Origin of the sequence: Caenibacillus caldisaponilyticus (assembly GCF_002003465.1) — a bacterium.
GTDB lineage: Bacteria > Bacillota > Bacilli > Bacillales > Sporolactobacillaceae > Caenibacillus > Caenibacillus caldisaponilyticus.
On sequence record NZ_BDDQ01000060.1, the window covers coordinates 1 to 20,932 of the forward strand.

23 protein-coding genes and 1 pseudogene are annotated in these 20,932 nt (G+C 55.6%); 23 read left to right on the plus strand and 1 reads right to left on the minus strand.

Going from position 1 to position 20,932, the window contains the following annotated elements:
- The 23 genes from CCB157_RS14410 to aroA all read left to right on the plus strand — a co-directional run.
- On the plus strand, positions 1-722 hold a 722-nt coding region (locus CCB157_RS14410; RefSeq protein WP_143287076.1), incomplete at its 5' end, for an NAD(P)H-dependent glycerol-3-phosphate dehydrogenase.
- 78 nt (positions 723-800) lie between these two features.
- The gene (locus tag CCB157_RS14415) at positions 801-1,061 is read left to right on the plus strand and encodes a stage VI sporulation protein F (protein WP_077616575.1); all 261 of its coding nucleotides are present in this window, start codon (positions 801-803) and stop codon (positions 1,059-1,061) included.
- Between the two features lie 250 nt (positions 1,062-1,311).
- Positions 1,312-1,506, plus strand: a complete 195-nt coding sequence (locus tag CCB157_RS14420; protein ID WP_077616576.1) for a DUF2768 domain-containing protein — start codon at positions 1,312-1,314, stop codon at positions 1,504-1,506.
- Positions 1,507-1,583: 77 nt separating this feature from the next.
- Positions 1,584-2,297, plus strand: coding sequence for a YphF family lipoprotein (locus CCB157_RS14425; protein ID WP_077616577.1), 714 nt, complete (start codon positions 1,584-1,586; stop codon positions 2,295-2,297).
- A gap of 191 nt (positions 2,298-2,488) precedes the next feature.
- A complete protein-coding gene (spoIVA, locus tag CCB157_RS14430) occupies positions 2,489-3,967 on the plus strand; it encodes a stage IV sporulation protein A (RefSeq protein ID WP_077616578.1) in 1,479 nt (492 codons plus the stop codon).
- 270 nt (positions 3,968-4,237) lie between these two features.
- Positions 4,238-4,510 carry a non-specific DNA-binding protein Hbs gene (gene hbs / locus CCB157_RS14435; protein WP_158077338.1) on the plus strand — a complete coding sequence of 91 codons (273 nt, stop codon included), beginning with the start codon at positions 4,238-4,240 and terminating at the stop codon, positions 4,508-4,510.
- A 164-nt stretch (positions 4,511-4,674) separates the two neighbouring features.
- Entirely contained in the window at positions 4,675-5,238 is a 564-nt protein-coding gene (gene folE, locus CCB157_RS14440; protein ID WP_274519640.1) for a GTP cyclohydrolase I FolE, read from the plus strand.
- A gap of 19 nt (positions 5,239-5,257) precedes the next feature.
- Complete coding sequence (mtrB, locus tag CCB157_RS14445) at positions 5,258-5,488, plus strand: trp RNA-binding attenuation protein MtrB (RefSeq protein ID WP_077616580.1); 231 nt, start codon at positions 5,258-5,260, stop codon at positions 5,486-5,488.
- A 258-nt stretch (positions 5,489-5,746) separates the two neighbouring features.
- On the plus strand, positions 5,747-6,523 hold the full coding sequence (locus CCB157_RS14450) for a heptaprenyl diphosphate synthase component 1 (protein WP_077616581.1): 777 nt from the start codon (positions 5,747-5,749) through the stop codon (positions 6,521-6,523).
- Between the two features lie 2 nt (positions 6,524-6,525).
- Positions 6,526-7,242 carry a demethylmenaquinone methyltransferase gene (locus CCB157_RS14455; RefSeq protein ID WP_077616582.1) on the plus strand — a complete coding sequence of 239 codons (717 nt, stop codon included), beginning with the start codon at positions 6,526-6,528 and terminating at the stop codon, positions 7,240-7,242.
- Between the two features lie 42 nt (positions 7,243-7,284).
- Entirely contained in the window at positions 7,285-8,253 is a 969-nt protein-coding gene (gene hepT, locus CCB157_RS14460) for a heptaprenyl diphosphate synthase component II (protein ID WP_077616583.1), read from the plus strand.
- Between the two features lie 100 nt (positions 8,254-8,353).
- Positions 8,354-8,797: a nucleoside-diphosphate kinase gene (ndk, locus tag CCB157_RS14465; protein WP_077616584.1), complete on the plus strand. Its 444-nt coding sequence runs from the start codon at positions 8,354-8,356 to the stop codon at positions 8,795-8,797.
- A gap of 208 nt (positions 8,798-9,005) precedes the next feature.
- Complete coding sequence (locus tag CCB157_RS14470; protein ID WP_077616585.1) at positions 9,006-9,860, plus strand: CheR family methyltransferase; 855 nt, start codon at positions 9,006-9,008, stop codon at positions 9,858-9,860.
- Positions 9,861-9,908: 48 nt separating this feature from the next.
- Positions 9,909-11,075, plus strand: coding sequence for a chorismate synthase (gene aroC / locus CCB157_RS14475; RefSeq protein WP_077616586.1), 1,167 nt, complete (start codon positions 9,909-9,911; stop codon positions 11,073-11,075).
- Entirely contained in the window at positions 11,057-12,139 is a 1,083-nt protein-coding gene (gene aroB, locus CCB157_RS14480) for a 3-dehydroquinate synthase (RefSeq protein ID WP_238594731.1), read from the plus strand. Before aroC ends, aroB begins: the two co-directional genes overlap by 19 nt.
- A 267-nt stretch (positions 12,140-12,406) precedes the next feature.
- Positions 12,407-13,414, plus strand: a complete 1,008-nt coding sequence (gene trpD / locus CCB157_RS14485) for an anthranilate phosphoribosyltransferase (protein WP_077616597.1) — start codon at positions 12,407-12,409, stop codon at positions 13,412-13,414.
- Positions 13,407-14,168, plus strand: coding sequence for an indole-3-glycerol phosphate synthase TrpC (locus CCB157_RS14490; RefSeq protein ID WP_077616588.1), 762 nt, complete (start codon positions 13,407-13,409; stop codon positions 14,166-14,168). Before trpD ends, CCB157_RS14490 begins: the two co-directional genes overlap by 8 nt.
- Complete coding sequence (locus CCB157_RS14495) at positions 14,165-14,815, plus strand: phosphoribosylanthranilate isomerase (protein ID WP_077616589.1); 651 nt, start codon at positions 14,165-14,167, stop codon at positions 14,813-14,815. The genes CCB157_RS14490 and CCB157_RS14495 overlap by 4 nt, the downstream gene beginning before the upstream one ends.
- Positions 14,808-15,995: a tryptophan synthase subunit beta gene (gene trpB, locus CCB157_RS14500; protein ID WP_077616590.1), complete on the plus strand. Its 1,188-nt coding sequence runs from the start codon at positions 14,808-14,810 to the stop codon at positions 15,993-15,995. Before CCB157_RS14495 ends, trpB begins: the two co-directional genes overlap by 8 nt.
- Positions 15,992-16,819 (plus strand): tryptophan synthase subunit alpha, encoded by an 828-nt coding sequence (gene trpA, locus CCB157_RS14505; RefSeq protein WP_077616591.1) that lies wholly within the window; start codon positions 15,992-15,994, stop codon positions 16,817-16,819. The genes trpB and trpA overlap by 4 nt, the downstream gene beginning before the upstream one ends.
- The gene (gene hisC / locus CCB157_RS14510; protein WP_077616592.1) at positions 16,816-17,907 is read left to right on the plus strand and encodes a histidinol-phosphate transaminase; all 1,092 of its coding nucleotides are present in this window, start codon (positions 16,816-16,818) and stop codon (positions 17,905-17,907) included. The genes trpA and hisC overlap by 4 nt, the downstream gene beginning before the upstream one ends.
- A gap of 13 nt (positions 17,908-17,920) precedes the next feature.
- Positions 17,921-19,045: a prephenate dehydrogenase gene (locus CCB157_RS14515; RefSeq protein ID WP_077616593.1), complete on the plus strand. Its 1,125-nt coding sequence runs from the start codon at positions 17,921-17,923 to the stop codon at positions 19,043-19,045.
- 32 nt (positions 19,046-19,077) lie between these two features.
- Positions 19,078-20,376 carry a 3-phosphoshikimate 1-carboxyvinyltransferase gene (aroA, locus tag CCB157_RS14520; protein WP_077616594.1) on the plus strand — a complete coding sequence of 433 codons (1,299 nt, stop codon included), beginning with the start codon at positions 19,078-19,080 and terminating at the stop codon, positions 20,374-20,376.
- A gap of 293 nt (positions 20,377-20,669) precedes the next feature.
- On the opposite strand, the pseudogene CCB157_RS17685 reads toward aroA, so the two are convergent.
- Positions 20,670-20,932, minus strand: a pseudogene (locus CCB157_RS17685) (ISNCY family transposase); the annotation flags it as partial.

Sequence of the window (20,932 nt, forward strand, 5' to 3'; positions counted from 1 at the left end):
CGCATACTTCGAAGCGCATTTCGGAAATCATAGAAGAGGAAATCCCGGAGCCGTTGCGCAAAGCGGTTTGCGTCCTTTCCGGGCCGAGCCATGCGGAAGAGGTGTGCCGGCGCAAGCCGACGACCGTCGCCGTGTCGTCGCGGAACGCCGAAGCCGCCAGGGCTGTACAAGATCTCTTCATCAACCAAAACTTCAGGGTGTACACGAATGATGACATGATCGGCGTCGAGCTCGGCGGCGCGTTGAAGAACATCATCGCGCTCGGAGCCGGAATTTCCGACGGGCTCGGATACGGAGACAACGCCAAGGCGGCTTTGATTACGAGAGGCTTGGCGGAAATCACGCGGCTCGGCGTTAAAATGGGCGCCCATCCCTTGACGTTTACCGGACTCGCCGGCATGGGCGACTTGATCGTCACGTGCACCAGCGTGCACAGCCGCAATTGGCGGGCGGGCCACATGCTCGGCAAAGGCCATTCCTTGGAGGAAACGTTGGACAAGATGGGCATGGTCGTCGAAGGCGTGCGGACGACGGAGGCCGCCTATCACTTGGCGCGCAAAGTCGGCGTGGAAATGCCGATCACCGAAGCGCTTTACGGCGTATTATTTGAGGGAAAAGATCCGCGGCAAGCGGTCGATGATTTGATGGGCAGAAACAAACGGAACGAAAACAAAGACATTGCGGAAATGCTCAGGCGCAAGATCCAAGGACGCCCGTTTTAAAAAGCGGTTCACTTCGGACTCACCATGAAAGTCCAGCGGCCATATAATGTCGTGAACGCTCGGAAAAGGAGGGCTTTCATGGATCCGAATCACCCGTTTTTCGATCACATTGAAAAGGTGACCAACGTAAGTAGAGAGGATATCTTTCAGCTCGCGCAATCGATCGCCAATGCGGATTTTCAAGATGAGGCGACCGTGAGAAACATCGTCGCCCGCGTGGCGGGTTTGGCCAACGTAAACGTTTCTAAGGAGAAAGAGGATAAAATTGTCCAAGCCATTTTGAACAATAAAGTCCCCATGAATTTCTCTTCCTTGGCCAAGATGTTTGATAAAAGATAAAAAATCTGGGCCAACGCCAGCGGCAAGACGTCGAGCTGCGGCATACGGTATAGGGAAGATAGATATCTATTTACGTTTTAAAGGGCTGTTAAGCACGGAAGGTTTTAGTCACCGGCCGAAAGGAGGCGTTCGTCTCTTTCGGTCCTTTTATTTTTGCCGTCGCCCGCTCGCGCTTCTTGAATCCGCCCGGCGAAGCCTTTATTCAGCGGTCAAATCGTGTTAGAATACTGGGAGGATTGGAGGTTATCGGATGACACCCGGACTTGCGAAGATGTGGCTCTCGTTTGTCGCGATGGGCATGATGATCGCCGCGGCCCTGATCATCATGTGGGCGCGCGCCAAATTGAAAGGCTTTTTCCGGTTTTTGTTTTCGCTGCTCGCCTATGCGTGCCTGATCTTTGCCGCCGGCCTCATGCTTCTCGTCGTCCTGTCGGGGCCGGGTTGATGTGTTTAAGAAATTTGAAAGCGATCCCACCATGGACGGGTGTACGGCACCCGCCCGCGAGGTAAAGGATGACCGCCATGTTGCGTCCTGTCAAGTACATAGTTCTGCTGATGGTGCTCTTCGCTTTGACGGGGTGTTTGAATCCCGGCAGCGAACGGGCGCAAAACCATGTCGCTTATGAATCCGACCTGTCCGCCGTGCAACGGGCGGTCGACGCCTTCAAGAAGGACACGGGCGTGCTTCCGATCAAAAACAGTACGGAGAAGACGCCGATCTATGAAAAGTATCCGATCGATTTTGACAAGCTGGTCGGCAAATACATGGGCAATCCGCCGGAGAACGCCTATGAACAGGGAGGCATTTTCCTGTATGTCCTAGTGAATGCGGAGACCGACCCGACCGTGAAGGTTTTGGATCTCACCCTTGCCAACAAGGTCGATGAAATTCAAGAGAAAATTAACTTGTTTCGGATGCAGCACGGTTTTTCGCCCATCAAAGCCATCGTGGACGACGGGGTGTTTTCCATCAATTTCCGCCAAATCGGCTATAAAAAACCGCCGACCGTCCGGAGTCCGTACAGCGGCCGGCCGCTCGGCTTTGTTCTAGATAAAAATTCCAAAGTCTATATCAATTATTTGCCGGACATCTATGATGCCGTAAAAAAATTGGACAAGACCCCTCCGGAAGGCACGGATTTGCGCGCCTTGCTCGTCAAGCGCAGCCCGTACGTTCCCGTGGATTCCCTCCCGTACACGCTGAAAAAAGGCGAAGTCGTCTTCATGGCCAAATGACGATGACGGTTCGCGGGGCTCATCTCTTAAAAACAATCATGATTTTCCCTCTCCCGAATATCTTTATTGGGAGAGGTTTTTTGCGTTCGAATCCGGACGTTTTAACAACATGACATAATTGTTGGACAAAGTCATAGTTATATAGTATCTGACATGGCTTTTCATGATTATGTTGATCGGGAGGGTTCAGTTTGGAAAGAGTCGATATTTTTAAGGATATCGCGGAGCGCACGGGCGGGGACATCTATCTTGGCGTCGTCGGCGCCGTGCGGACGGGGAAATCGACTTTTATAAAAAAATTCATGGAACTCGTCGTGCTCCCGAATATCGAAAATGAAGCGGAGAGGGCTCGGGCGCAAGATGAATTGCCGCAGAGCGGGGCGGGTCGACAAATCATGACGACGGAACCGAAATTCGTTCCGAACCATGCCGTGGCGGTCAAAGTCGATGAAGCGTTGGAAGTCAACATTCGGATCGTGGACTGCGTCGGTTATGCCGTGCAAGGCGCCAAAGGCTTTGAGGATGAAAACGGGCCGCGCATGGTGCATACCCCTTGGTACGATGAGCCGATACCTTTTCAAGAAGCAGCGGAAATCGGCACGCGAAAAGTCATCCAGGAGCATTCCACGATCGGCGTCGTCGTCACGACCGACGGATCCATCGGCGAAATCGCCCGGGATGACTATGTGGAAGCCGAAGAGCGCGTCATTGAGGAATTGAAGGAAGTCGGCAAGCCGTTTATCATGATCGTCAATTCGACGCATCCGCTCCACCCGGACACGCAAGCGCTGCGCAAGGAACTGGAAGAAAAATACGACATCCCGGTGTTGGTTCAAAGCGTGGAAAATATGACCGAGCACGACATCAACAATATCTTGCGCGAGGCGCTCTACGAATTTCCGGTCCTTGAGGTCAACGTCAATCTGCCGAGCTGGGTCATGGTGCTCCGCGACGACCATTGGCTGCGCTCGAGTTACGAAGAGGCCGTCAAAAACACGGTCAAAGACATCAAACGGCTGCGCGACGTCGATCGCGTCGTCGGCAACTTCCGGGAGTATGAGTTTATCGAAAACGCCGAACTGGCCGGTATGGAAATGGGCCAGGGCATTGCGGAAATTGATCTGTATGCGCCGGACGATTTGTATGACCAAGTGTTAAAAGAGGTCGTCGGCGTGGAGATTCGCGGCAAGGACCATTTGCTTCAGCTCATGCAAGAGTTCGCCTTTGCCAAGCGCGAATACGACCAAGTCGCCGATGCTTTGCGAATGGTGAAGCAAACCGGATACGGCATCGCTGCTCCGTCCATCAACGACATGAGCCTCGATGAACCCGAAATCATCCGCCAGGGTTCCCGCTTCGGCGTTCGCCTCAAAGCCGTCGCTCCATCGATTCACATGATCAAGGTCGACGTCCAGTCCGAATTCGCACCGATCATCGGCACGGAAAAGCAAAGCGAGGAGCTCGTCCGCTATCTCATGCAGGATTTTGAAGATGATCCGCTGTCCATCTGGAATTCCGACATCTTCGGACGCTCGCTCAACTCGATCGTGCGCGAAGGCATTTCCGCAAAACTGGCGCTCATGCCGGAAAACGCCCGCTATAAACTGAAAGAAACGCTTGAGCGCATCATTAACGAAGGTTCCGGCGGACTCATCGCCATTATCTTATAAAAGCCGACTCTCTGGAAAAGAGGGTCTTTTTCTTTTTCTCGAAATCAGGGCTTCGGTTTGATCCAAACCGGCGGCATCGGGCATCCGATTCGCCTCCCTTCAAGGTCCTTTCCGGTTTCAGAGGCGGATGGAAGAGCGGGGCAGCGCGATCACATTTGAGATATTTTGGCGAAAAAGACATTGAAATATTTTGTGTCATCCTTTAAGATAGCCTTGAATCGGCTTTTGTCGAACAGACGGAGCTGAACCTTTCAAAGGGAGGTGAAGGCTTTGAATAAAGCGGAACTCATCAATGCGGTCGTTGAAGCGACTCAATTGTCCAAAAAAGACGCGACGAAAGCCGTCGAGTCGGTTTTCGCTGCGATCACCAAAACGCTCCAAGAAGGCGGCAAAGTTCAACTCATCGGCTTTGGAAACTTTGAAGTGCGTGAACGTTCAGCTCGTAAGGGTCGTAACCCGCAAACCGGGGAAGAAATCCAAATTCCTGCGAGCAAGGTGCCGGCTTTTAAACCCGGCAAGGCCCTTAAAGATGCTGTCAAATAATATACATAGGGCGAAAGAAAGAGTCACCGTCGGGTGGCTCTTTTTTTCCTTTTCGGCCCGGTGGCGCCGCGTGCCGGGACGGTCAGAAATTTTTGCTTACTGATGGGGAGTGTGATAGAATTTCATTGACATCGAGCGTGTTTGTGTAGATTGGAGGGTCGACCGTGAAGGTAGATCATGAGAAAATAGAAAAAGCGGTCGTCATGTTGCTTGAAGCCATCGGTGAAGATCCACAGCGCGAAGGCCTCGTCGACACGCCCAAGCGGGTGGCGCGGATGTACGAAGAAATTTTTCAAGGCCTTGATCAAGATCCGAAAGAGTATTTTTCCACGATTTTCGGAGAAGATCACGAAGAGCTTGTTTTGGTGAAAAATATACCTTTTTACTCCATGTGCGAACACCATCTTGTCCCTTTTTATGGCGAAGCCCATGTCGGTTACATACCCCGCGGCGGCAAGGTCACGGGCTTGAGCAAATTGGCCCGCGCGGTTGAATCGGTCGCCCGCCGCCCGCAGCTTCAAGAGCGAATTACGACGACGATCGCGGACGCCATCGTGGAAACCCTCGATCCTCACGGCGTCATCGTCGTCGTTGAAGCGGAACATTTATGCATGACGATGCGCGGGATCAAGAAACCCGGCGCGAAGACGGTGACTTCCGCGGTCAGAGGCGTTTTTGCCAAAGACCCGTCGGCCCGATCTGAAGCGATGATGTTGATCAAAGGATGACGGAGCATTGGAGGATGTTATGAAAGAAGACGCTTATGTATTCGGTGATTTTTTTGTCATTAAAGCGCTTGAAAACGGCGTGAACGTCAACGGCTTGACCCGCGGAGCCGACACGCGTTTTCACCATTCGGAAAAGCTCGATAAAGGCGAAGTGATGATCGCCCAATTTACCGAGCATACTTCGGCCGTGAAAATTCGCGGGAAAGCGTTAATTTTAACGAAACATGGACAAATCACATCCGGCGAGTAAGGCGGGCGCCTTCCGTATTGAACGCTATCGGTTTCGCTCGCGCCGGCCCGGCGTAGGAAGCCGGTTCCTGCCGAGGTCTTTCGTTCAACGCTCGATGGCGATGCGCGCACCCGTTTTAACGCGTATTTTCTCCTCTTTGCCTTTTTGGCGCCTTCGAGATTATGTTATAATTGACGAAGGTTTTTCGGGGCGCGGGCAACGCGTCGGAGCACCTTGCCGCACGGGTCCGACATCTTTGAATCGCATGGGGGACATGCCATGATCTTGAACAATGAAATTCGCGATATAAAGATGAAGATTTACGACAAAACCCGTCACCCCTATCTGGACCGTTTTGTCCAAAAACCCGAAGTCGATGAAGAGAAAATCATGGTGCTCTTATCGATGTTCAAACACAGCAACAGGCATGGGAATCTGTCCGATTATGTTGCGGCGATCATGATCATGCAAATGGCGATGGACATGCACGACACGGTCGGGGTACGCCCTTCGGAGACGTCCACGCACCGCCCGCGCCAGCTCACCGTACTCGCCGGCGACTATTACAGCTCGCAATACTACGCGATGCTGGCCGATATCGGCGATTTCGCCCTCATCCGCCGGATTGCCGAGGCCGTTCGGCAACTGAATGAACACAAGACCGTGCTGATTCGCGGCGATTGGCAGTGGAGCCGCTTTCTTGATCATCTGAAATTCATCGAAACCGGACTGCTTCTTCATGTGTCGGACCATCTCGGATTGACCGGCTGGTCCCCGCTGATCACGCCCTATTTCACCCGGAAACGCCTGGTGCGCGAAAGGGAAGCAATCCTGAACGGACAGACGACCCCGTTCCTCGAACCGCTCTTTTCCGACCGGCCGGATAAACGCGATCCCTTTTTGGAAAAGGCGGCCGTCTGGATCAAAGAGTTGGAGTCGGAAGTGAAGTCCGTCCTAAAAAAAATGACCCCCATTAAAGAGTGGTTCGTCGACAACCTGCTGGTCAAGTTGGAGAACAGCCTCTCGTCCCGGAAGAAGCTGGTGGAAGAAGGTTGACCATGAGTGAAGCCAAACGAGAAAAAGTGCATCGCGTTTTTGAAACCATTTTTGAAAAATATGATTTCATGAACTCATTGATCAGTTTTAATCGGCATAAAGCGTGGCGAAAAAAAGCGCTCGCTGCCATGAACGTCAAGCCCGGACAGTCCGTGTTGGATGTTTGTTGCGGAACGGGGGACTGGACGCTGGCGCTGGCGAAAGCGGTCGGGCCGTCGGGTTCGGTGACCGGTTTGGATTTCAGCGCCAACATGTTGTCGGTGGCCCGGCAAAAACTTGAACGGGAAAGGCTGCGCAACGTCCAATTGGACTGCGGCGATGCGTTGGCCATGCCCTATCCGGATCATGCGTTCGACCACGTGTCCATCGGGTTCGGGCTGCGCAATCTCCCGGATTATATGACGGCCCTAAAGGAAATGCACCGCGTGCTCAAACCCGGGGGCACGCTGACCTGTCTCGAAACGTCGCAGCCGACGATTCCGGGTTATGCCCAACTCTTTTTTTTGTATTTTCGATATGTGATGCCGCTGCTCGGGAAAATTTTTGCCGGCAGCTATAAAGAGTACGTTTGGTTGTACGAGTCGACGAGATCGTTTCCGGATAAAAAAACGCTTGCCGGAATGTTTCGCGAAGCGGGTTTTGTCGACGTGAAAGTCATTTCGCTCACAGGCGGGATCGCCGCGATTCACTGCGGCAAAAAGCCGACGTCCCCCGTCTGATGGGCTATCTCCGGGCGCGGCCCATTTAAAGGTGACGTTTTTATGAGTTTAGCGGAGATTTACAGAGAATTAAAAAGCGATCTGCAAATCATTGAGAAGCAATTGGAAGACGTCTTATCAAGCGATCAGGCGATCTTGCGCCAAGCGGCCTATCAACTCTTAAAGGCGGGCGGCAAGCGGCTCAGACCGTTGTTCGTTTTGCTTTCCGCCCGATTTGGAAAGCGCGAACATCCCGATATCAATAGAGTGGCGGTCACGCTGGAGCTCATCCATATGGCGTCCCTCATTCATGACGACGTCATTGACGATGCCGAGCTGCGGCGCGGCAAGCAAACGGTCAAGGCGCGTTGGGACAACCGCATCGCCATGTACACCGGCGATTTTATTTTTGCCAAAGCGCTCAACGTGATCGGCGAAGTGGAAAGCGCCGAAGTCCATCGCATTTTGTCCCAAGCGTTTCGCGAGATGTGCCTCGGCGAGATCGTTCAGATTCAAGACCAGTACAATTGGAACCAAAACCTTCGTCAGTACTTGTTGCGCATTAAAAGAAAGACCGCCTTGCTCATGGCGATCAGCTGCCGGTTGGGTGCGGTGGCCGCCGGAGCCGATGAGGCGATCGCGCTCAATCTTTACCGATTCGGCTATTACATCGGGATGAGTTATCAGATCGTCGATGACATCTTGGATTTTACGGGCACTGAGAAGCAATTGGGAAAACCAGCCGCCAGCGACATCAAGCAGGGCAACGTCACGCTGCCCGCTTTATATGCCTTACAAGACGTCAAGATTCGCGATGAATTGTTAAATCGGCTTAAAACCGCGCAGGCTACCGGTGAAGGTTGGAACGCCGCCATCCGGTTGATCAATGAGTCCGGCGCCATCGAACGGTCGCGAAAACTGAGCGACCGCTATTTGCAGAAGGCTTATGCGGCCTTGGACGGGTTGCCTGACCAAGCGTTGGTCGACTCGTTCCGCACGATCGCCGACAACATCGGTCGCCGTCGATATTGAATTGTCAGGATCGCTCGAAATTTGATAGACTATCCTCGGTACCGGTGACATCACGGGCAACCGATAGGCACACGGTTCATCGAAAAAGGAGGATACACAGATGGAAAGAACGTTTTTGATGGTCAAACCGGACGGCGTCCAACGCAATCTCATCGGGGAGATCGTCGGACGCTTCGAAAAGAAAGGCTTCAAACTCGTCGGGGCGAAGCTGATGCAAATTTCCCGTGAACTGGCGGAAAAACACTACGCCGAACATAAGGAACGCCCGTTTTTTGGCGAGCTTGTCAACTTTATCACGTCCGGTCCGGTCTTTGCGATGGTGTGGGAAGGCGAAGGCGTCATCGCGACGGCGCGGGCGATGATGGGGAAAACGAATCCGGCGGAAGCCGCTCCCGGTACGATCCGCGGCGACTTTGCCGTCAAAGTCAGCCAAAACGTCATACATGGATCCGACTCCCCCGAAAGCGCGGCTCGGGAAATCGGTCTCTTTTTCGACGAATCCGAGCTGGTCGACTACGAAAAAACGATTGACCGTTGGGTTTAATATTTGCTGATCGGCTTGAGGCGTTGCGCGTCCGGCCGATGGAAAACCAGCCATTCGGCTGGTTTTTTGCCAACATGACAAAGTTTTTCCCTTCGGCCTCATCGGCGTGCCGCTCAGAGGAAAAGAGCCTCCGCGCGGCGGGTCAAGGGAGCGCTGTTGTTCGGAAAATCTTGAGCCGGTTTAAGGGCTTGGGAGGTTCGGCGTTTTCATGGATGATTATGAACGCTTTAAGCGGAACATTTTGGCACGCACCGGCATCGATCTGTTTATGTATAAAGAAGAACAGATGAAACGGCGGCTCACGAGTTTAAAAAATAAATATCAAGCGGCCACCTTTGATGAGTTTTTTCGAATGATGGAAAGCGATCCCGAGATTATGAAGGCTTGCCTGGATCGGATGACGATCAACGTCAGCGAATTTTTTCGCAATCGCCAGCGGTGGCACGTCTTGGAAGACGACATCTTGCCCGCGCTCTTGTCGGGCCGTTCAGGGCGGTTTAAAGTGTGGAGCGCCGCATGTTCTTCGGGTGAGGAGGCATACTCCCTCGCCATTGTTTTGTCGCGGCATTTGCCCGCGGGCGGCTATGACATCCTGGCCACCGATCTCGATGAAAAGGTGCTGGCGGCCGCCGAGCGCGGCGTATATGGGGAAACGTCGCTGAAAGAATTGACGGAGGCGGAACGAAGCCGCTATTTTTACAAAGAAGCGGACGGGTTTCGCATCAAGCCGGAATATCGGGCGCCCATCCGCTTTAAAAAACACAATCTGCTTGCCGATCCCTTTGAAAGCGGCTTTGATCTCATCGTGTGCCGGAATGTCTTAATCTATTTCACGGACGAAGCGAAGGCTGCGCTCTATCATAAATTCTCAAACGCGTTGCGGCCGGGCGGCGTGCTGTTCGTCGGCAGCACGGAACAAATCTTTAATCCAGGAGAATACGGATTGGAATCCATCGCGACGTTCTTTTATCGAAAAGCCGTGACGACGGGCGACGGACACGCTTCGGTCCCGGACCGTCCCGCCCGTTCGTCATCCTCCGGACAGCGCGTGCCGACGGTTTAAGCGAAAAGAACGGCTGCGGAGGATTCCGCCTGACGGGAGGTCATTTTTATGCGATTTTTAACGGCCGGGGAATCGCACGGCGTGCAGCTGACGGCCATCATTGAAGGATTGCCCAGCGGGCTTGCTCTCGCGGCCGAGGATATCGACCGCGAGCTTGAGCGCCGCCAGAAGGGGTACGGCCGCGGGCGGCGGATGAAAATCGAAAACGATCGCGTCCGCATTTTAAGCGGCGTCCGCCATGGAAAAACGACGGGCGCTCCGGTGACGCTCGTCATCGAAAACAAGGATTGGAAAAATTGGGTGGAAGTGATGGGTCCGGAACCCGTGGAACACCCGGAGCAAGTGAAACGGCGCGTGATGCGCCCGCGCCCCGGACATGCCGATTTGAACGGGGCGATTAAATACGGCCACCGCGACATGCGCGACGTGCTTGAACGATCGTCCGCGCGGGAGACGGCGGCCCGGGTGGCGGTCGGCGCCGTCGCGAAAAAACTTTTGAGCGAGCTCGGCATCGAAATCGCCGGGCGCGTCGTGGCCATCGGCGGCGTGAAAGACGAGACGGAATGGGACGGGAATCTCCAAGCTTTGCGCGAGCGCACGGAAGCGTCGCCCGTCCGCTGCCTTGATAAAGAAGCGGAGGCCCGGATGATCGCGGCGATTGATCGCGCCAAAGCGGAAGGCGATTCCCTCGGCGGCATCGTTGAGACGATCATAATCGGCGTCCCGGTCGGCCTCGGCAGCCATGTCCATTACGACCGAAAACTGGACGCCAAGATCGCGATGGCGGTCATGAGCATCAATGCGTTCAAAGGCGTTGAATTCGGCATGGGGTTTAAAATGGCCGATCTGCCCGGCAGCCGGGTGCACGACGAAATCATCTGGTCAAAAGAGGCGGGCTATGCGCGTAAGACGAACCGCTTGGGCGGGTTTGAAGGCGGCATGACGACTGGCATGCCGATCGTCGTCCGCGGCGTGATGAAACCGATCCCGACGCTTTACAAGCCGTTGGACAGCGTCGACATCGAAACGAAAGAACCGTTTAAAGCAAGCATCGAACGCACCGATAACTGCGCCGTCCCGGCGGCGAGCGTCGTTTGCGAAAACGTCGTCGCTTGGGAAATCGCATGTGCCGTCCTCGAAAAATTTGGAGGCGATCGGATGGACGAAATCAAAACGGCGGTGGAAAACCATCGGGAATGGGCGCTGAAGTTTTGATGGATACGCTCGTGATCGAAACGGCGACCGCCCGCTATCCGGTCCATGTCGGTTCGGGGTTGCGCCATCGTTTAGGCGAACTCATCCCATCCGGAGCTTCCAGCTTTTTTATTTTGACGGACGACAACGTCGGCCCGCTTTACCTCCCGGATGTCGTCGCGGCGCTTGCCGGCGCGGCGCCCGTTTACACGTTTGTCGTGTCGGCGGGGGAAGGCGCGAAGTCGTTGGCGACGTACAAAAGGGTGATCGACGAACTCGTCCGGCTCAACCTCGATCGCCGCGCGTTCATCATCGCCCTCGGCGGCGGCGTCGTCGGCGATCTCGCCGGATTTGCCGCCGCCACCTATCTCCGCGGGGTGGCTTACGTCCAAATGCCGACCACGCTCCTCGCCCACGACAGCAGCGTGGGCGGTAAAGTCGGGATCAACCATGAAAGCGGAAAAAATTTGATCGGCGCGTTTTACCATCCGTGCGCCGTCATTTACGATACGGAGACGCTTGACACGCTGCCGGAGAGGGAATGGCGCTCGGGTTTTGCCGAGGTGATCAAACATGCCCTCATCGATTCTCCGTCGTTTTATAAAGAACTGAAAAAAGCCGTGCCGGATGCGGCCGCCTTGAACGCCGCGGCGATTCGCCCGTGGCTCGGCCGGGCCATCGCCGTGAAGGCGCGGATTGTGAAGGAAGATGAAAAGGAAGCCGGAGTCCGCGCGTTTTTGAATTTCGGGCACACGCTCGGCCATGCGCTGGAAAAGGCATCCGGTTACGATCGCCTGAGGCACGGGGAAGCGGTGGCGATCGGCATGATTTTCGCCATGCGGTTGAGCGAAATCTTTTACGGGTTGCGCCTCGATGTCGACGGCATCCGCGAATGGTTCCGGCGTTTAAAGCTTCCGACGGAGATTCCCGTCGATTTGTCCGGGGACGATGTGCTCGAAGCCATGCGCAAGGATAAAAAAAGGCAAGGCAATCAATTGGTCTTTATCTTGCTGAACGGCATTGGTCGTCCTCGGTTGGAGTCGGTTCCGGAGCCGATGATCCGTAAGCTTTTGAAAATTCGTTGACAGCGCCGGCCTTTTTGGTTACGATGAAAACAACCGAATCCGCTTTGGCGGCGCCAAGCGTCCGTCAAAGCCGATGAGTTGAGCCAGAGTTGAGCAGAGAATGAGTGAGCGGAGTAAAGGAGAGTTGAGTGCCCAATCATGAACGGCAACACCGACGGCCTTTTTCCGCCGTCGGTTTTTTATTACCCCCTCTCTTCCTCTCTACCAATCCTTCTCCCACTCGTTCTCTCCATGGAAACAGGAGGGAAAACGATGGATTTCCAAGATGTGCTCAAACGCCTGCTGAACCGCGAAACGTTGTCGCGGGAAGAGGCCCGTTCGCTGATGGACGAGGTGATGAACGGGCGTGCCAAGCCGAACCAAATCTCAAGTTTATTGTCCATCTTGCGCTTTCGCGGCGAAACGGTGGCGGAATTGACCGGTTTTGCCGAATCGTTAAGAGCGCACATGGACGGTTTCGACGGCGGGGACGTTCTCGATACGTGCGGAACGGGTGGGGACGGCGTCTCCACGTTCAACATTTCCACGGCGGTTGCCATTTTAATAAGCGGCATGGGGGTCAAGGTGGCCAAACACGGCAATCGCGCCGTATCTTCCAAAAGCGGCAGCATGGACGTCATTGAACAGCTCGGTCTTGAAATGGCCGAGAGCAAAGAAACGGCCATCTCGGATCTAAAAGAGGTCGGCATTTGCTTTTTGTACGCGCCCCTTTACCATGCGTCGATGAAGCATGCGAGCGGTCCGAGAAAGGATCTCGGGTTCCGGACCGTATTCAATTTGCTCGGCCCTTTGGTGAATCCGGCGCGGGCCAAACGGCAATTGTTGGGCGTTTATGAAGAAGCGTCCGCGCGGAAGGTCGCCGAAACTTTAAGAAACCTCGGGACGGAGCGTTCGCTTGTCGTCACCGGTTCCGGCTGGCTGGATGAGCTGTCCATCACCGGTCCGTCCCGTGCTTTTCTCGTCGAGCACGGCGACATCACCACTCTTGATGTTGAGCCGGAAGCGGTGGGGTTGAACCGCGGGGCTCTCTCCGATTTGCAGGTGGAAAACGCCGGCGAAAGCGCGCAAGTGATCGAAGCGGTTTTGGCGAATCAGGCAAACCCCGCGGCGCGCGACATCGTGTTGTTAAACGCGGGTGCCGCCCTGTTCGTGGCGGGAAGGGCGGCGACGATTGCCGATGGCGTCCGCCTCGCGCGCGCCGCTCTTTCTTCCGGCGTCGGCCGGCGGCAGCTTCAACGGCTGCGCTCCAAAAGGAGAGCGGTCCGCCATGCTTGAGGCCATTTTAAAAAACAAAAGGGAAGAGCTCAGCGCCTTTATCATGCCTGAGGAAATCGAGTTGCCCGATCGGCGTTCCCTCCGCACCGCTCTCCTGAACCGAAGGCGTTCGGTTGGATTGATCGCCGAGGTGAAAAGGTCTTCTCCTTCGAAGGGCGTTTTGAACGCCGGCCTCGATCCCGTCCGCACCGCCCAAGCCTACCGGCGGGCGGGGGCCGATGCCGTCTCGGTTTTAACCGACCGCGTCTTTTTCAACGGGCATCCGTCCGATTTGACGGCGGTGAAGCGCGCGACGGATTTGCCCGTCTTGCGAAAGGATTTCATCATCGACCGCCGCCAGATCGAGGAAAGCCGGCGGATCGGCGCCGACGCTATTTTGTTGATCGCGCGAGCCATGGAGCCCGCCCGGCTTTATGAATTGTATTTAGAGGCGGAAGCCGTCGGCCTCGAATGCTTGGTGGAAATTCACAATCTCCGTGAATTGGAAGCGGTCCTGGCCGTCTTTCAGCCGGCGATCCTCGGCGTCAACAACCGAAACCTCACCACCTTTGAGACGTCCTTGACGGCGACGACGACGCTTTTTGATCGGTTTCCCCCGGGCAGTTTGATCGTCAGCGAGTCGGGGTTTAAAACGAAAGATGACGTAAAAGCGGTCGAAGGACGCGTCGATGCCATCCTCGTCGGCGAAGCGCTCGTAACGGCAGCGACGCCCGAAGAAGGGGCCGCCCGGTTGTTTGGGGAGGCGGATCGATGAAACCGGTGCTTAAATTTTGCGGCCATCGCAGCTATGACGATTACCGCCTCGCCGCCGCAAGCCGGGCGGACTATATCGGCTTTGTTTTCTATCGGGGCAGTCAACGTTATGTCGCCCCCAGCGACGTCGGAGCATGGACCCGTCTTGTGCCGCCTGGCGCGAAACAGCGTCTCGTCGGCGTTTTCGTCCGTCCGGATTTGTCGGACATCGCCGCCACCCTCCGATATGTCGATCTGTCGGTCATCCAGCTTCACGGGGATGAGTCGCCGGCTTTTACCAAAAAGGTCAAAGCGCTGTTCCGGAAAACCGTCTGGAAGGCGATCCATCACGGCGAAGGCGAATGGCGGCGGATGGCGGCGTATGAGGGAGCGGCAGACGGGTATATCATCGACCGGAAGACCGTTGATCAGTGGGGCGGAACCGGCGCAGCGTTCGATTGGACATACGTTCCGCAATATGTGGAGGAAGCGCACCGCCAGGGCGCCCTGTGTTTGATCGCCGGGGGCGTGACGAACGCGAACATTGAACGCTTGCTCGCTTATCGCCCGGACGGTGTGGACGTCGCATCGGGGATCGAGCGGGATGGAGCAAAAGTCGCAGCGCTCATGCGCGAGATGGAAAGAAAGGTGGAGGGGCACCATGCATGATGTCTGGCCGGATCAAAACGGGCGTTATGGACAATTCGGAGGGCGCTACGTACCGGAAACCTTGATGCATGCGCTGGAAGAATTGGAAGCGGCCTATCGGTCGGCACGAGCCGATGAGACTTTCATGCGGACATATAAAAAAACGCTGGCCGATTACGCGGGAAGGCCGACGCCGCTCACCTATGCCGCGCGCTTGTCGGAACACGTCGGAGGCGCGGACATCTACTTAAAAAGGGAAGACCTTAACCACACCGGTGCGCATAAAATAAACAATGCGATCGGCCAAGCGCTTCTCGCAAAAAGAATGGGGAAGACGAAGATCGTCGCCGAAACAGGGGCGGGCCAGCACGGGGTCGCCGCAGCGACGGTCGCCGCTTACCTCGGCTTGTCCTGCAAAGTGTTCATGGGTGAAAAAGATATGGACAGACAACAATTGAATGTCTTTCGCATGGAACAGCTCGGCGCTGAAGTCGTGCGCGTATCGAGCGGATCGAAAACCTTAAAGGACGCGACCAACGAGGCGCTTAGATATTGGGTGGCGCATGTGGACGATACGTTTTATTTAATCGGTTCCGCCGTCGGCCCGCATCCGTACCCGATGATCGTCCGCGATTTTCAGCGCATCATCGGCGATGAAGTAAAGGAACAGTTCGGCCGCCTGCCCGATGCGCTCGTCGCGTGCGTCGGCGGCGGAAGCAACGCGATCGGCCTCTTTTATCCTTTTCTTGAAGACGATGTTTTGCTGTATGGCGCCGAAGCGGCCGGAAAGGGCATCGAAACGGCCGATCATGCGGCGACATTGGCCAAAGGGCGAAAAGGCGTCTTGCACGGTTCCCTTACCTATTTGTTGCAAGATAACGATGGACAAATCATGGAACCCTACTCGATATCGGCGGGGCTCGATTATCCCGGCATCGGCCCGGAGCACGCCTTTCTCGCCGAAACCGGCCGCGCCGTTTACGAGCCGGTAACTGATGAAGAAGCGCTGGAAGCCGTCCGCCTTTTATGCCGGCTGGAGGGGATTTTACCCGCCCTGGAGAGCGCCCACGCCGTGGCGTTGGCCATTAAAAAAGCCAAAGCGCTCGGCCCCGGGCGCTCGATCGTAGTGAATCTGTCCGGCCGCGGCGATAAAGACATCGAAACGATTCGCCGTTATATGAAAGCGGGGGATGGGCGGTGAATCGGATCGATCAAGTGTTCTTGCGGAAGCCGGGTCTGCATTTTATCCCGTTCATCACCGCCGGTGACCCGGATGCCGAAACGACGGTGGAAATGGCGCTCATGCTTCAAGATCTCGGGGCGAGCATCATCGAACTCGGCGTTCCCTATTCCGATCCCCTTGCGGACGGGCCGGTCATCCAGCGCGCATCCATCCGGGCTTTAGAAAGTGGGATGTCGCTCGAAAAAGCCATGCACCTCGTTCCCGTCATGCGGGAAAAAGGGCTCGACATCCCGGTCATTATCTTTACTTATTACAATCCTTTGTTACAATTAACTGAAGATCGCTTTTTCAGAAAAGCCGAGGCATGCGACATCGACGGCTTGCTCGTTCCGGACCTGCCTTTTGAAGAGAGCGTATCGCTTCGCAGGCGGTGCCGTGAGGCGGGCGTCAAATACATTTCGCTCGTCGCGCCGACGACCAGCATGAAACGCCTCGCCGGGATCGGTCGCGAAGCGGAAGGGTTTCTATATTGCGTTTCATCTTTAGGCGTCACCGGTGAGCGCGACCATTTCCATCCCGATGTTCACCGCTTTCTGGCGCAGGTCCGCTCGGCGAGCCATGTCCCGATTGCCGTCGGTTTCGGCATTTCCTCCCGGCGGCAAATCGAAGCGCTCAGAGGAACGGTCGACGGTTTTATCGTAGGCAGCGCGATCGTCAAAGAAATGGAAGCGCGCATCGAACGGTTAAGGGAGAGGGACGCGCGCCGGGCAGCCGTCGAGGAGATTCGCCAGGCTTTAACCGCCCGATTTTTTGAAGGGGCATCACAGGGGGAACGATCATGAAACCACAGCTTTATCGGCTGACCCCGTACCGGCCGGGCAAGCGGATCGAAGAAGTGAAGGCGGAACTCGGCTTGGCACAGGTGGTCAAGCTGGCTTCCAATGAAAATCCTTTCGGGACTTCGCCGAAAGTCGGGCCTGCCATACAGGAGGTTCTCAAGACGCTGGCCCTTTATCCCGACGGCCGTGCGTCGGCCTTGCGGGCGGCGCTCGCCGACCGCTTGGACATCGATCCGGAACGGTTGATCTTCGGCAACGGAACGGACGAACTTTTGCATTTGTTCAGCCGTTCCGTCCTGTCGCCCGGTTTGAACAGCGTCATGGCGCATCCGACGTTTCCGAATTATAAGCGCAATGCCATCATCGACGGCGCTGAAGTCAGGGAGATCCCCCTGAAAAACGGACGCCACGATCTGGACAGCATGTTGGAGGCGATCGATGAAAATACCGGGATCGTATGGCTTTGCAACCCGAACAATCCGACGGGCGAATACATTCGGGAAAAGGAATTGATCGATTTTCTGGAACAAGTGCCGGAAAACACGTTCGTGGTTTGTGATGAAGCCTATTATGAATACGTCACGGCCGACGATTTTCCGGATACGATCGCACTGATGGATCGTTATCCCAATTTGATCGTTACGCGGACGTTTTCCAAGGTTTATGGGCTTGCCGCATTGAGAATCGGCTACGCGATCGCCCAGCCGGCAGTTATTCGCGCACTGGAAGCCGCGCGCGAACCGTTCAACGTCTCGGCGGTGGCGCAAGCGGCGGCGCTGGCCGCCCTGGAGGATCAGGCGTTTGTCAGCGAATCGATCCGCCGCAACCGCGAAGGGCTGGAAACGTATTATCAATTTTGTGATGAAGCGGGTCTCTCTTATTATCGCTCGCAAGGCAATTTTATCTTAATTCAATTTTCATGTTCGGGAGACGCGGTTTTTGGCTATTTGCTTAAACGGGGATATATCGTGCGCGCCGGCACGGCCCTCGGCGTGCCGAACGCCGTTCGCGTCACGATCGGCACGCGCGAACAAAACCTGGGCGTCATCGAAGGCCTTAAACAATTCCTCAAGGAACACACGCAAGTGTAGGAAAGGGAGTCTTATGGAAAAATCACATTCTGCACGGAAGCGGACGGCATTCATCATCGGGCTCGGTTTGATCGGCGGTTCGATCGCCCGCGCGATTCGAATGGCTCATGAAAATGCGGCGATCATCGGCTATGACGTCCGGTCCGGAGTCCGTCAACGCGCGCTGTCGCTCGGCGTCATCGATCGCTGCGCGGACAGCGTCGAGAGCGTAGCGCGTGAGGCGGACTTCATCGTGTTGGCGGCACCCGTCGGCGCGGTCATCGAGACGATTGAACGCTTAGCCGCCGTCGAGTTGAAAAAGGATGTGCTCATCACCGATACAGGGAGCGCCAAGCGTTTGATCACTACCAGGGCCCGCGCCGTGCTAGGGGACCGTTACGTTTTCATCGGTGGCCATCCGATGGCCGGTTCTCACAAAAGCGGCGTCGCCGCTTCACGCGCCGATTTGTTTGAGAACGCCTTTTATTTTCTGACCCCCGACCGCCACGCCGGGCCGGAAGATATCGAAAGGCTGAAAGAATGGTTGAAAGGAACGCGTGCCCGTTTCCTGACGATCGATGCAGAGATCCATGACCGCATCGTCGGCGTGCTCAGCCATTTCCCCCATCTGATCGCGGCGGCCCTCGTCCACGAATTAAAGGACTTTCCCGATCACGGTTTAAATATCTCGCGATTTGCGGCCGGCGGTTTTCGGGACATCACCCGGATCGCGTCGTCCGATCCTTTGCTTTGGCAGGATATCGTCTACCATAACCGCGACGTTCTGATCGATTGTTTCTCTTCATGGGGCGAACGGATGGAGCGGATCCAAGAGTTATTGAGAGAAGGCGATGTGGAAGGCATCAAACGGTTTTTCCTTGAGGCCAAGATGTTTCGCGATCAGTTTCCGGTCAAACAAAAGGGAACGATTCCATCGGCGAACGATCTTTATCTGGACATTCCGGACCGGCCTGGCGAAATCGCGCGCGTGACGGCCGCGATCGCCGAAGGAAACGTGAGCTTGACCAACATTCAAGTCATCGAATGGCGGGAAGATGTTTGGGGCGTATTGCGCCTTTCTTTTCCGTCGGCGGAAGCTCGTGACCGGGCCGATGCGCTTTTGAAGAAAAAAGGTTATGCCACCTATGTTAATGATTGAGCGATCTAGATCATCGGAATTGAGGTGTTGGTATGTCCGTCCGCGAGTATCGACGAAGCGGGAAACCCGTGACAGGAGAGATTTCCGTTCCAGGCGATAAGTCGATTTCCCACCGCGCGGCCATCTTCGGCGCGATGGCGGAAGGCGTCACGGTGATCGACGGCTTTCTCACCGGGGAGGATTGCCTTCATACGCTGTCGTGTCTCAGGCAATTGGGGGTTGAAATCGAGCGGGAAGGGGACCGCGTCTTGGTGCACGGCCGCGGTTATGAAGCGCTGAAGGAGCCCGCCGATGTCCTCGACGTTGGCAATTCCGGAACGACGATGCGCCTTTTGACCGGGCTTGTCGCCGCCCGCCCCTTTTATTCGGTGTTGTCGGGCGACCGCTCGCTGAACAGCCGTCCGATGGACCGGGTCGCCCGGCCTTTAAGCCAAATGGGGGCGAAGTTTTACGGACGTGCGGGGGGAAAATACGCGCCTTTAACCGTGATCGGAAGCCGGCTGCAGCCGATCCGTTATATATCCCCCGTCGCCAGCGCGCAAGTGAAGTCGGCCCTTTTGCTGGCGGGCTTGCAGACCGAGGGGGTGACCGAAGTCGTTGAACCGGAACCGTCGCGCGATCATACGGAAAGGATGATCCAAGCGTTCGGCGGCCGGGTGGAAACCGATGGGCGCCATCACCGCGTGATCGGTCCGCAGCGCTTGACGGCCACCCGCATCAAAGTGCCCGGCGACCCGTCTTCCGCCGCCTTTTTCATCGCCTTGGCCGCGCTGACCCCCGGAAGCCGCCTTGTCATAAGGAACGTTTGCATCAATCCGACGCGCGCGGGTTTTATAGAGGCGTTAAAGAGAATGGGCGCCGACATCCGAACGGGGAATAAACGGGAAGTCGGCGGCGAGCCGGTCGCCGATCTGGATGTCCGTTATGCGCCGCTGTCCGCGACGGAAATCGCCGGCGAGATCGTCCCGAGCATGATCGACGAAATCCCGGTGTTCGCCCTCGTCGCCGCGCGCGCACAAGGCCGTACCGTGATTCGCGATGCCGGCGAATTGAAGGTGAAAGAGACGAACCGCATCAAAACCGTCGTCGGCGAATTGAAGAAATTGGGCGTCCGGATCGAAGAAACGACCGACGGCATGATCATTGATGGCGAACCCGATCGGCTGATGACGGGCGGAGAGGTCGACGCCCACGGCGATCACCGCTTGGCCATGATGCTGGCGGTGGCCTCGCAAGCCTGTGAAGATCCCGTCCTCGTCCATGGCGCCGATGCCGTTTCCGTTTCCTTTCCCGGTTTTTCCGAGCTTTTTGCCGCATTAACGCAGAAATAAATTTTTAGAAAAGTGATTGTTTTTTATGGCGGAATCCATTATAATAAAGACAAATGGTTTCTCTCCACTCCATCCATATTCCATTGACCCGGCGCGCGTCGTCGGGTATTTTTTTGTTTGCGCTTTCATAAATCCTAACTAAGGAAGAGCCGGATTTTACAAAGTAAAGATGGGATGATCGGCGCCGGAAACCGGCCTGATGTGATCCGTCCAGCTGTCAAGCGTCAGTGAAAATGTCATACTAACGCGTCAGTGAATATGTCACTGATATATTTACTTTGACCTCAGTTCATTCAAGCCGGTTTCAGTTCCTTTGAATTCGTGGGCCTATATTTGCGCCAAGGATGATCAGGTCCTGGCTTGTACGATTTCTTTTCTGAGCTCTCCTTTTTCTTTTCAGGAGTTTTTGCCGCTTTGTTCCGGGTTGCTTCCATCAAGGGGTAGGGCTTACCTTTGTACCAGACAAACAGTCTGCCATCCAGCGTTTTTCGGACTTCCACCGGCGTTTTGGCCGGAATGGTTGGACTGGAATTTGGGACGTCGAGGATGTACGTTT